This window comes from Pseudomonas sp. AO-1 (assembly GCF_019775695.1).
Taxonomy (GTDB): Bacteria; Pseudomonadota; Gammaproteobacteria; order Pseudomonadales; family Pseudomonadaceae; genus Aquipseudomonas; species Aquipseudomonas parakoreensis.
This window is the reverse complement of record NZ_CP079947.1, coordinates 6162069-6174763: the sequence shown is the minus strand read 5'-3', so window position 1 is coordinate 6174763 and position 12695 is coordinate 6162069. Positions and strand designations below refer to the sequence as shown.

At 61.7% G+C, this 12695-nt stretch carries 7 protein-coding genes; 3 read left to right on the top strand and 4 right to left on the bottom strand.

The window, feature by feature from the left end; translation table 11 throughout:
* Nucleotides 1-14 precede the first annotated feature (14 nt).
* Both KVQ82_RS28125 and KVQ82_RS28120 read right to left on the bottom strand, forming a co-directional pair.
* Nucleotides 15-1757, bottom strand: a complete 1743-nt coding sequence (locus KVQ82_RS28125) for a potassium/proton antiporter (RefSeq protein WP_041074130.1) — start codon at nt 1755-1757, stop codon at nt 15-17.
* Between the two features lie 303 nt (nt 1758-2060).
* Nucleotides 2061-3686: a methyl-accepting chemotaxis protein gene (locus KVQ82_RS28120; protein ID WP_222017069.1), complete on the bottom strand. Its 1626-nt coding sequence runs from the start codon at nt 3684-3686 to the stop codon at nt 2061-2063.
* A 278-nt stretch (nt 3687-3964) separates the two neighbouring features.
* On the opposite strand from KVQ82_RS28120, the gene KVQ82_RS28115 reads away from it, so the two are divergent.
* From KVQ82_RS28115 to KVQ82_RS28105, 3 genes are all read left to right on the top strand, one after another.
* Nucleotides 3965-4195 (top strand): hypothetical protein, encoded by a 231-nt coding sequence (locus KVQ82_RS28115; protein ID WP_007967306.1) that lies wholly within the window; start codon nt 3965-3967, stop codon nt 4193-4195.
* On the top strand, nt 4192-4494 hold the full coding sequence (locus KVQ82_RS28110) for a cell division protein ZapA (protein WP_007967308.1): 303 nt from the start codon (nt 4192-4194) through the stop codon (nt 4492-4494). Before KVQ82_RS28115 ends, KVQ82_RS28110 begins: the two co-directional genes overlap by 4 nt.
* A 99-nt stretch (nt 4495-4593) precedes the next feature.
* Nucleotides 4594-6531: a methyl-accepting chemotaxis protein gene (locus tag KVQ82_RS28105; RefSeq protein ID WP_047290924.1), complete on the top strand. Its 1938-nt coding sequence runs from the start codon at nt 4594-4596 to the stop codon at nt 6529-6531.
* Nucleotides 6532-6673: 142 nt separating this feature from the next.
* Here the strand turns inward: KVQ82_RS28105 and KVQ82_RS28100 are convergent, their stop codons facing one another.
* Together KVQ82_RS28100 and putA are read right to left on the bottom strand one after the other, a co-directional pair.
* Nucleotides 6674-8476 (bottom strand): acyl-CoA dehydrogenase, encoded by a 1803-nt coding sequence (locus KVQ82_RS28100; RefSeq protein WP_222017067.1) that lies wholly within the window; start codon nt 8474-8476, stop codon nt 6674-6676.
* 260 nt (nt 8477-8736) lie between these two features.
* On the bottom strand, nt 8737-12690 hold the full coding sequence (gene putA, locus KVQ82_RS28095; protein WP_222017066.1) for a trifunctional transcriptional regulator/proline dehydrogenase/L-glutamate gamma-semialdehyde dehydrogenase: 3954 nt from the start codon (nt 12688-12690) through the stop codon (nt 8737-8739).
* Nucleotides 12691-12695: the final 5 nt, after the last annotated feature.

Genomic DNA, 12695 nt, shown 5'->3' with positions numbered 1-12695 from the left:
AGAGTGGACGCAGTTTAGAGGAAGAGACCGGGACCCGGGCGACTTCCTTCGGGGAATCTGACGCCCACTTTGCCGATCTTGTTCCCGTCCATGACCGCGACCGTCCAGTGGGTGTTGTTCCACTCCACCTGGTCGCCAACGATCGGCGCACCGCCAACCTTCTGGGCAATGAACGCGCCCAAGGTCATGTCCGGATCAATGCCCTCGGCCGGCAACCCGTAAAGCGCCGCAACCGCTTTAAGCTGGGCGTCTCCTTCGAGGACGAAGTCACCGAAGAAACGCAGATCCAGACCGCGTTGCGGTGCCTGGCTGAACAGTTTGCCGAGGGCTGGAAGGTTGTGTTCATGGCCGATAACACACAGCAAATCATCGACTTCCAGCACCGTACTACCCGACGGATGGAGCAGTTGCTGGCCACGAAACAGCGCGGCGATACGTGTCCCTTCGGGCATTTTCAGCTCGCGCAGCGGTGAACCAATGCACCATTTCTCGGCGCCGAGCTTGTAAACGAACAGTTCCCACTCGCTGGTGATGTGCACCTCCAGCGCCGATCGGGAGATCGGCGCCGGCTCCGGCGGCACTGTCACCTTGAGCAGTCTGGCGACCCACGGCAAGCTTGTGCCCTGCACCAGCAGCGACACCAGCACGATGAAGAACGCGAGGTTGAAGTACAGCTGCGCATTCGGCAGCCCGGCCATCAACGGGAACACTGCGAGAATGATCGGTACCGCGCCGCGCAGACCGACCCAGGAAATAAACGCTTTCTCGCGACCATGGAACGCCTTGAACGGCAGCAGGCCGACGATCACCGACAGCGGCCGGGCGAACAGAATCATCCACAGCGCCAGACCGAGGGCGGGCAGGGCGATCGGCAGCAAATCATGCGGAGTGACCAGCAGCCCCAGCACGAGGAACATGCCGATCTGCGCCAGCCAGGCCATGCCGTCGAGCATATGCAGGATGCCGTGACGGCTGCGCACCGGGCGGTTGCCGATCACCAGACCGCACAGGTACACCGCGAGGAAGCCGCTGCCGTGCAGGGCGTTGGTCAGGGCGAACACCACCAGACCGCCGGCGATCACCAGAATCGGGTACAGGCCGGTGGCGAGGTTGATCCGGTTAACCAGTTGCAGCATCAGCCAGCCACCGCCGAGGCCGATCACGCCGCCGATGCCGAATTCGCGGATCAGGTGCGTCAGCAGGCTCCAGTGCAGGCCGGTCTGGCCGCTGGCGAGCATGTCGATCAGGGTCACGGTGAGGAACACCGCCATCGGGTCGTTGCTGCCGGATTCGATTTCCAGGCTGGCGGTCACCCGTTCGTTGAGGCCCTTGCCGCCGAGCAGCGAGAACACCGCAGCGGCGTCAGTCGAACCGACGATGGCACCGATCAGCAGGCCCTGAATCAGGTTCAGGTCGAACAGCCACGCGGCGGCCATACCGGTGAGCCCGGTGGTGATCAGCACCCCAACCGTCGCCAGCGACAGCGCCGGCCACAGGGCCACGCGGAAACTCGAAACCCGGGTGCGCAAGCCACCGTCGAGGAGGATCACCGCCAGTGCGAGGTTGCCGACCAGATAAGCCGTCGGGTAGTTATCGAAAATGATCCCGCCGCCATCGACCCCGGCGGTCATGCCGACCGCGAGGATGATCACCAGAATGGGAATGCCGAGACGGGAGGACAGTGAGCTGACAAGAATGCTCGCACCTACCAGCAACGCGCCGATCAAGAACAGGCTGTTGATGGTCGTCGCATTCAAAGGCAGTACTCCAGAAGCGTAAAGACGGGCACAAACTGACCATGCAGTCTGCGTGCCAGCGATTCTAACCTGTTGAAATGTGATGCTGTCAAAAAGGTTTTTACGCTGGCATCACATTGAATGTGCACCGAATGAAAACTGTGGCGAGGGGATTTATCCCCGATGGGTGGCGAAGCCGCCCCAAACGCTGAATGCGAGGTGCATCAGATACACCTCGCACGATGGTTTTACGACTGCTTCGCAGCCGATCGGGGATAAATCCCCTCGCTACAAAGGAGTTTCTCCAGCCGCTGCATGGCGGGATTAAAGGCTGAACCGCCCAACCATATTGTTCAGGTCCAGCGCCAGGCGCGAGAGCTCGTTACTCGCCGCACTGGTCTGATTCGCGCCGGTGGCCGACTGCACCGACAGGTCGCGGATGTTCACCAGGTTGCGATCCACTTCGCGCGCAACTTGCGCCTGCTCCTCGGCGGCGCTGGCGATCACCAGATTGCGCTCGTTGATCTCGACGATCGCGCTGTTGATGGTGTCCAGCGACATCCCGGCGCCACGCGCAATGTTCAGCGTCGATTCGGCACGCTCGGTGCTGTTGCGCATCGAATCCACGGCGTGTTCGGTGCCGCTCTGGATGCTGCCGATCATGCGTTCGATTTCGCTGGTCGACTGTTGGGTGCGATGCGCCAGGGCACGCACCTCATCGGCGACTACGGCGAAACCACGCCCGGCTTCACCGGCACGTGCCGCTTCAATCGCCGCGTTCAGGGCCAGCAGGTTGGTCTGATCCGCCAGACCACGAATCACGTCCAGCACCTTGCCGATGTCACGGGATTCATTCGCCAGATCGCCGATCAGGCTCGCCGTGCTCTGCACATCGGCGCTCATGCGTTCGATGGCGCTGACGGTTTCCTGTACCAGATCACGGCCATCACCCGCCGAGGTGGCGGCGTTCTTCGAGGCTTCCGAAGTGCTCACTGCGTTGCGCGCCACTTCTTCCACGGCGCTGGTCATCTCGTTGACGGCGGTGGCAGCCTGTTCGATTTCGTTGTTCTGCTGGGTCAGGCCGTGGGCGCTTTCGTCGGTGACGCTGTTCAGTTCTTCCGCCGCAGATGCAAGCTGGGTGGCCGAGCCGGAGATGCGCTGCAAGGTGTCGCGCAGCTTCGATTGCATCTTGGCCATGGCCGCCAACAAACGCCCGGCTTCGTCGCTGCCGTCGACGTGGATCGGTTGGGCCAGGTTGCCCTCGGCAATGGTTTCCGCCGCGTCCAGCGCTTTGGAAATCGGCTTGGTGATGCTGATGGTCAGCAGCCAGGCGAACAGCAAGGTCAGGCCGGTCGCCACGACCAGCAGGGTGACCACCAGATTGAACGCCGAGGCATACTGCTCGGCAGCCTCTTGATTGGTCTGGCTGATCTGCTCGCCGTTGATCTGCATCAGGCGGTTGAGCACGGTGTTCATCGCTTCGGAGTTGTTCAGCAACTCGGTGTTGAGCAGGTTGCGCAGTTCATCCACCTGATTGTTGCGCGACAGCGTTTTCATCCGGTCTTCGATCTGCCGGTACTGGCCCAGCAACTGCACATATTGATCGTAGGCCGCGCGTTCCTGCGGTCCGCTGATCAACGGCTCATAGGCCGATTGGGCGGCGCGGATCTGCTGGTTGCGGGTGTCCAGCAATTCCATGGTCTTCTGCTGCACGTCCGGCTCGCGATTGACCAGCAAGCGATACGACAGCACCCGCAGGCGCAAGGTCAGTTGGGTGAACTCGTCGAGGTTCTTGATGCTCGGCACACTGCTGTTGGTGATGTCCTCGGCGGCGCCGCGGATTTTGCTCATCTGGTTCAGGGCGAACACGCCGAGAATCAGCATCAGGCCGCCGATCAGGGCGAAACCGGTGAACGCCCGGGGGGCGATATTCATATTGCGAAGGGACATGGCGCGGATACCAGAAAGGGCCGCATCCATGCGGGCTGAGACTGCTGTATGGATGACTTATCGGTCATACGACTAAAGTCTTGAGGCACTGTGCGTATTTGTCGCATAGGGGGCTGAGCGACGAAGTGCAGGAACCAGATCGGCAGATCACAGTCTTTTAAACTCGCGAGAACAGTCGGCCGCCAGGAAAATCAAGGCCTTGCGCCGGTATAGCCCTGGCATCCGCAGTGACTTTTCTTTATCGTACGCGCCCTTTGAAAAACGCCTGGAAGATCAAAATGTTGGAAGCATCCCTCAGCCAATTGGAACAGCTCGTCAGCGACCTGGTGCAACAGAACCAGACCCTCGCGCAAACCAACCAGACCCTGTCCACGGAACTGGCCCAGGCCAAGGATGAAAACGAAAGCCTGCAACTGAGCCTGATGGAACAGGAAGAGAAGCACGGCGCCACCGCAGCGCGCATCCAGGCTCTGGTTGATCGCGTCAACGCAGGCCCTGTCAGCGCATGAACCACGGCACCGCAGGGGTAAAAGTCATCTCCATTCTCGGGGAGGACTATTCGATCAAGGCACCGGCCGGGGAAGAACAGACCCTGCTGGACGCCGCACTGATGCTCAAGGCCGCACTGGCCGACACCAAACGCAAATACCCGACGCTGATCGGTGACCGCTTGCTGGTGCTGGCAGCGATGAACCTGTGCTCGCAGCAGATCGAAATGAAGAAGCAGCACCAGCAGGAACTCGACCGTTACCAAGAGCAAGTCAGCGCCACGGTCGACACCATCGCCAAGACCATCAATCAGGGCTGATGGGGTTGCGCACAACCAAAGAATAGATTGTCGATCAGGTTGTATACAATCGGCACGGCTGTTGCATTGTTTCGGCCACTTATTCTTTGGGGGTGCTCCATGCAGTTGTGGCGACGCAGTATTCAATGGCAGCTGATTCTCAGCATGGGCACCGCCCTGCTGGTCAGCATCCTGATCGTGGTTGGCATTTATACCCTGGTGGTCAACCGCCTCGCCCAGAGCTATCTGGTCGAACAAGCGCTGCCGTCGAGCATCGAAGCGACGCGCAACGACATCGAACGCATCCTCGTCCAGCCGCTGACCGCCGCCAAAGACATCGCCAGCAACAGCATGGTGCGCGACTGGCTGGCCTCGGGTGAAGACAGCAGCAAAACAGCGGCCTTCGCGCAGTATCTGGAAGGCATCCGCGCCGAACATAAAGCCTTCACTGCGTTGATCATCGGCAGTGACTCCAATCACTACATCACCGAAAAAGGCCTGGATCGCACGCTCAGCCGGACCAAACCAGCCGATGCCTGGTTCTATTCCTTCCTCGACAGCAACCAGCCGCGCACCCTGAACATCGACAACGATGGCGCCACTGGAGAATTGGCGCTGTTCATCGACTTGAAGGTCGAGCAGGCCGGCAAAGTGGTCGGTGTCGCCGGGCTGGGCTTGAGCATGAAAGAGCTGTCGGAGCTGATTCACAACTTCAGCTTTGGCGAGCGCGGCAAGGTCTATCTCGTGCGTTCCGACGGTTTGATCCAGGTCCATCCCGAGGCGCAGTTCAGCGGCAAGCGCACCCTCACGGAGCAAATCGGTGCGTCGGCGGCGCAAGCGGTCATGGGTCAAAAAGTCGCCACCAACAGCTCGTTCCAGCGCGATGGCGAAGACTTCCTCGCCTTCAGCCTGCCGCTGCGCGATCTGGGCTGGACGCTGGTGGCCGAAGTGCCGCAAGCGCAGATCTACGCCGAAGCCCGCAAGGCGATGTGGATGAGCGGCGGTATCGGCTTGGCGGTGGCGCTGGTGTGCCTGGCGCTGGTGGTGTGGCTGGCCCAGGGGCTGGTGCGACCGATTCGTCAGGTAACAGCCGCGCTGGTAGCGATCGGTAGCGGCGGTGGAGATTTGACCCATCGGTTAGATTCCAGCCGCGCCGATGAGCTGGGCGATCTGGCCCGAGGCTTCAACCGTTTCCTCGACAGCCAGCGCGGGCTGATCGGCGAAGTCCTGACCACCAGCGAGCGCCTGCGCACAGCCGTCGGCCAAGTGGCGAAAGTGGTGGAAAACACCGCCGAACGCTCCGGGCGTCAGCAGGAAATGACCGACATGGTCGCCACCGCGGTGCATGAGATGGGCCTGACCGTGCAGGAAATCGCGCAGAACGCCGGCAACGCCGCACTCGCCTCGCAAACCGCCCGGGATGAAGCGTTGCAGGCGCGGGAAGTGGTTGGCGGCTCGATTCGTCATATCGAAAGCATGTCCGATGAGATTGGCGTGGCGGCGGGCGCGGTGGGTGAGCTGGCGCATCAGGTGGCGTCGATCGATTCGGTGCTGGCAGTGATTCGCGGGGTGTCCGAGCAGACCAATCTGCTGGCGCTCAACGCTGCCATCGAAGCCGCGCGGGCCGGGGACATGGGCCGTGGGTTTGCCGTGGTGGCCGATGAAGTGCGCACCTTGGCGCGCAGGACTCAGGCGTCTACTGACGAGATCCAGCAGATGATCGGCAGCCTCAAGCAAGGCGCGGAGAATGCGGTGTCATCGATGCGTACCGGGCAGGCGGCGACCGGCACCGGGGTTGAGTCGAGCCAGCGTACCGGCGCCTCCCTGACCGCGATTACCGGGCAGGTCGAGCGCATCAGCGACATGAACCATCAAGTGGCAACCGCGACAGAAGAACAGTCGGCGGTGACTGAAGAGATCAACCGCAACGTGCAGGGGATTTCCGATCTGGCCCGGGCCACGGCCGGAGAGGTGCGGGCGTGTCGTGAGGATTGTCAGATGTTGCAGCGGTTGGCGGATGATCTGGCGCGGCAGATGGGTGGGTTCAAGTTGAGCTGATGTGTTGTCAGTTCGGGCCTCTTCGCGGGCAAGCCCGCTCCCACAGGTCTTGTGACAGGTCACTTAATATGTGAACGCCACAGGACCCTGTGGGAGCGGGCTTGCCCGCGAAGACGGCATCAGCAGCGACAAAAAATCCGGATCAAAACCACGCATCCTTCATCGCCAGACACGTATCATCCCGCGCCTCCAGCAACGCCAGCTCATGGTGACAGCCCGGCACTTCCCACGTCAGGAAGTACCGCGCCGCCTGCAGCTTGCCCTTATAGAAGTCAGCATCTGCCGCATTGCCTTTGGCCAGACCTTCCTCGGCGCGGATCGCCTGTTCCAGCCAGCGCCAGCCAATCACCGTGTGCCCGAATACCTTCAAGTACAGCGCCGAATTCGCCAGGCTGCTGTTGACCTTGCCTTGCGCCAGATCGGTCAGCAGGCCGATGGTGACTGTTTGCAGGCGCGCCACCAGTTTCTCCAATGGCTCACGCAGTGCGGTCAACGATTCATACGCGGTCGCGCGCTCGGCGGTGTTGGCGATCAGGCGGATCAGCTGCTTCAATCCGGCGCCGCCGTTCTGCGCCAGTTTGCGCCCGAGCAAGTCCAGCGACTGAATGCCGTGGGTGCCTTCGTGGATCGGGTTCAGGCGGTTGTCGCGGTAATACTGCTCAACCGGGTATTCGCGGGTGTAACCGTGGCCGCCGAGAATCTGGATCGCCAGTTCGTTGGCCTTCAGGCAGAACTCCGACGGCCAGGATTTGACGATCGGCGTCAGCAGATCCAGCAGCTCATGGGCCTGTTTACGCTCGGCTTCGGTCTCCAGCGTGGTGGTGTCATCGAACAGTCGCGCCGCGTACAAACCGAGGTCAAACGCCCCTTCGACGTAGGACTTTTGCGTCAACAGCATGCGTCTGACATCGGCGTGCTGAATGATCGCCACTGGCGCGGTGGTTGGATCCTTGCTGTCCGGCACTCGGCCTTGCGGGCGTTCGCGGGCGTATTCCAGCGAGTACAGGTAACCGGCGTAGCCGAGCATCACCGCGCCCATGCCGACGCCAATCCGCGCCTCGTTCATCATCTGGAACATGTAGCTCAAGCCATGGTGCGGCTTGCCCACCAGATAGCCGACACAATCGCCGTTATCGCCGAAGTTCAGTGCCGTCGAGGTGGTGCCGCGCCAGCCCATCTTGTGGAACAGCCCGGCCAGCAGCACATCGTTGCGCGCACCGAGGCTGCCGTCAGCATTGACCAGAAACTTCGGCACGATGAACAGCGAAATACCTTTCACGCCTGGCGGCGCGTCGGGCAGTTTGGCCAGCACCATGTGCACGATGTTTTCCGACAGCGGGTGATCGCCGCCGGAAATGAAGATCTTGTTGCCCTTGAGGCGATAAGTGCCGTCAGACGCCGGCTCGGCGCGGGTACGAATATCCGACAACGACGAACCGGCGTGCGGTTCGGTCAGGGCCATGGTGCCGAAGAAACGGCCGTCGATCATCGGTTGCAGGAAGCGCTGTTTCTGCTCGTCGTTGCCGAAGCTTTCGATCAGGTTGGCCGCGCCCATGGTCAGGAACGGGTAGGAAGTGGTCGCCGCGTTCGCCGCTTGAAAGTGCGCAAAGCAGGCTTGCGATAGCAGCGTCGGCAATTGCATGCCGCCCGCTTCGAAACTGCGCGCGGCATTCAGGAAGCCGGCCTCGAGGAATGCGTCCACCGCCGGTTTCACTTCCGGGATCAGAACCGCCTGACCATTTTCGTAGCGCGGCTCGTTCTCGTCGCCCTTGCGGTTGTGCGGTGCGAAGTATTTCTCGGCGATGCTGCGCGCGGTGCCAATGGCCGCATCGAACGTTTCACGGTTGTGCTCGGCAAAGCGCTCACGCCGGGTCAGGCCCTCGGCATCGAGGACTTCGTACAGCTCGAAAGCCAGATTGCGGGAACTGAGCAGCGTCTCGGACATGGCGGCCTACCTGAAAATTGGGGTTGGGCCGAGTCTAGGCTCGCTGATAAAGGCTGAACAGGATGATTGATGGGCGTGATGTTGGAGCCCCGCAACAACTTTGCAAACACCCCAAAACAACTGTGGGAGCTGGCTTGCCAGCGATGGCGGCGGAGCAATCACCATTAATGGTGGCTGACACATCGCTATCGCTGGCAAGCCAGCTCCCACAGTTTTTTCTGCTGAACCGGGCACCTGTGCAGTACCCGGCTTAACGGTTTTTAACCGATAGTCATCAGGCTCGCATTACCACCCGCCGCCGCCGTGTTGACGCTCAGTGCGCGCTCGATCACCAGACGCTCCAGCGCAATGTTGGTCTCGCCCTGGGACAGGCCCTGAACGCCCACGATCGCACCGGCCCGCTTGGCGATCTGCTGGCAGACGCCACGCAACTGGTCGGAATGACCATGATGCAGCACGGCATCAAACACCACTTCATCCTTGTGCCAGTCGGCAACCCGTTTGATCCGCGCCTGAACGTCCTTCGGCAGGCGTGCGAACAAGGCCTTGCTGATGTCGGATTCCGGCCATACCGCCGAACCGCCGACCGCCAATACCGCCGCCAGTTGGGTCAGCAGATCGCCTTCGACGTCCGCCAGGCACAGCACGTGTTCACGCGGCAGGATCGCGTAGCTGTTTTTCTCGCCGGTCGGGCCGGCCAGCACGCGGGTGATACCGCTTTGCGATTGCGCGGCGTATTGCACGCACAGGGTGCTCAGTTCGGCGTATTGGTTGCTCTCGGCCCAGGCCTTGAAAGCGTTCAGCGGTTTGCTCATGGCCTCACGCAGACGCACGTCCGGGGCGACGAGCGCATCACCGCGAGCGAAGGATTGTTCGATGGCGTCCGTAGGACGCGTCGACAGCAGACGGTAGAGGTACAGCGGACCACCGGCTTTCGGGCCCGTACCCGACAGGCCTTCGCCGCCGAATGGCTGCACGCCGACCACGGCACCGACGATGTTGCGGTTGACGTAGACGTTACCGGCGTTGACGTTGTCGATCACCTTGGCGATGGTCTCGTCGATGCGGGTGTGTACGCCGAGGGTCAGGCCATAACCGGAGGCATTGATCTGGCCGATCAACTGGTCGATGTCCTTGCGCTTGTAGCGCACCACGTGCAGCACCGGGCCGAAGATCTCGCGTTGCAGTTCGTCAAAGCTTTCCAGCTCGATCAGGGTCGGCATGACGAAGGTGCCGCGTTTGACTTCTTCACTGTCGGCGATAGCCACCTGATACACGCTGCGACCTTTATCGCGCATGGCCTGGATGTGCTTGTCGATACCGGCCTTGGCTTCGGCGTCAATCACCGGGCCAATGTCCACGGACAGACGCTCGGGGTTGCCGAGACGGCTTTCAGCCATCGCGCCTTTGAGCATTTCGATGACGCGGTCGGCGGAATCTTCCTGCAGGCACAGCACGCGCAGGGCCGAGCAACGCTGACCGGCGCTGTCGAAGGCCGAGGACACCACGTCGATCACCACTTGTTCGGTCAGTGCCGAAGAATCGACGATCATCGCGTTCTGCCCGCCGGTTTCAGCGATCAGCGGAATCGGACGGCCCTGATTGTCGAGGCGACCGGCAATATTGCGCTGCAGCAGACGCGCGACTTCGGTGGAACCGGTGAACATCACGCCTTTGACGCGCTCATCACCGACCAGACCGGCACCAACGGTTTCACCGCGCCCCGGCAGCAGTTGCAGCACGCCTTCGGGAATCCCGGCTTCGAGCAGCAAGCGCACGGCTTGCGCGGCAACCAACGGAGTCTGTTCAGCCGGTTTGGCCAGTACCGGGTTGCCGGCGGCCAGTGCGGCAGCGACCTGACCGCTGAAGATGGCCAGCGGGAAGTTCCACGGGCTGATGCACACCACCGGGCCCAGTGGGCGGTGGGCGTCATTGCTGAAATCGTTGCGCGCCTGCACCGCGTAGTAACGCAGGAAATCGACCGCTTCACGCACTTCGGCGATGGCGTTGGCGAAGGTCTTGCCGGCTTCACGGGCCAGCAGGCCCATCAGTGGCTGGATCTCGCCTTCCATCAGGTCAGCGGCACGCTCCAGAATCGCCGCGCGCTCGGCTGGCGGGGTGGCCTGCCAGATGGGCGCAGCATTCAGCGCGCACTGGATCGCATTGTCGACGTCTTCGACGGTAGCTTCCTGCACGTGACCGACCACATCACGGTGATCCGCCGGGTTCAGCACTGGCGCCGGGGCTTCGTTGCTGGAAGCGCAACCTAGTATTGGCGCGGCTTTCCAGTTGTTGTGCGCAGTGGCGAGCAGGGCGCAGGACAGCGAGGCCAGACGATGTTCGTTGGCCATGTCGATGCCGGCGGAGTTGGCGCGCTCGGCGCCGTACAGGTCACGCGGCAGCGGAATGCGCGGGTGCGGCAGGCCGAAACCACCTTCCACAGTCGCCATCTGCTCGATCTGCGCCACCGGATCGGCCACCAGTTCCTGAATCGAAATTGACTGGTCGGCGATGCGGTTGACGAACGAAGTGTTCGCGCCGTTTTCCAGCAGACGACGCACCAGGTACGCCAGCAGGGTTTCATGGGTGCCGACCGGTGCGTACACGCGGCATGGACGGTTCAACTTGCCTTCGGACACTTTGCCGACAACCTGCTCGTAGAGCGGTTCGCCCATGCCGTGCAGGCACTGGAATTCGTACTGGCCCGGGTAATAGTTCTGACCGGCAATGTGGTAAATCGCCGACAGGGTGTGGGCGTTGTGCGTGGCGAACTGCGGGTAGATGACTTCCGGCACCGACAGCAGTTTGCGCGCGCAGGCGATGTAGGAAACGTCGGTGTACACCTTGCGGGTGTAGACCGGATAGCCTTCCAGGCCTTCGACCTGGGCGCGCTTGATTTCGCTGTCCCAGTACGCGCCTTTCACCAGACGGATCATCAGGCGATGACGGCTGCGGCGAGCCAGGTCGATTACGTAGTCGATCACGTACGGGCAACGCTTCTGGTAAGCCTGAATCACGAAACCGATGCCGTTCCAGCCGGTCAGTTGCGGTTCGAAGCACAGGCGCTCGAGCAGATCCAGCGACAGTTCCAGGCGGTCGGCTTCTTCGGCGTCGATGTTCAGGCCGATGTCGTATTGCTTGGCCAGCAGGGTCAGCGACAGCAGGCGCGGGTACAGCTCATCCATCACGCGCTCGTACTGCGCACGGCTGTAGCGCGGGTGCAGGGCCGAGAGCTTGATGGAAATGCCCGGGCCTTCATAAATTCCACGACCGTGGGAGGCTTTGCCGATCGAGTGGATGGCTTGTTCGTACGATGCCAGGTACTTCTGCGCGTCGTGTTCGGTCAGCGCCGCTTCACCGAGCATGTCGTAGGAATAACGGAAGCCCTTGGCTTCGAACTTGCTCGCGTTGGCCAGTGCTTCGGCGATGGTTTCGCCGGTGACGAACTGCTCGCCCATCAGGCGCATGGCCATGTCGACGCCCTTGCGGATCATCGGCTCGCCGCTCTTGCCGATGATCCGGCTCAGCGACGAAGTCAGGCCGGCTTCGTTGTGGGTCGACACCAGTTTGCCGGTCAGCAGCAGACCCCAGGTCGCGGCGTTGACGAACAGCGATGGGCTGTTGCCCAGGTGCGGCTGCCAGTTGCCGGTGCTGATCTTGTCGCGGATCAGCGCATCGCGAGTGCCTTTGTCCGGGATGCGCAGCAGCGCTTCGGCCAGGCACATCAGGGCCACGCCTTCCTGGGACGACAGGGAAAATTCCTGCAGCAGGCCCTGAACAATGCCTGCACGACCGCCGGCACTTTTCTGGTTACGCAGTTTTTCCGCGATGGTCGCGGCGAGTTTGTTGGTGGCTTCGGCCATCGGAGCCGGCAGGCGCGCCTGCTCGATCAGCATCGGCACCACTTCCGGCTCAGGGCGACGGTAAGCAGCGGTGATCGAGGCGCGCAGTACCGATTGCGGCAGGATGCTTTCAGCGAATTCGAGGAAACACTGGTGCGCGTGATCGGTGTGGACTTCACCGGCGTCGTCGCTGTCCTTGGCGGTCAAACCGTTCAGCTCGGTCAGGGTTGCACCACCCTCGAGTTTTTCCAGGTAATTGAAAATTGCCTGCTTGATCAGCCAGTGCGGTGTGCGATCAATCGAGGTCGCGGCAGCCTTCAGGCGCTCGCGGGTCGGGTCATCGAGTTTGACCCCAAGGGTGGTGGTAGCCATATTTT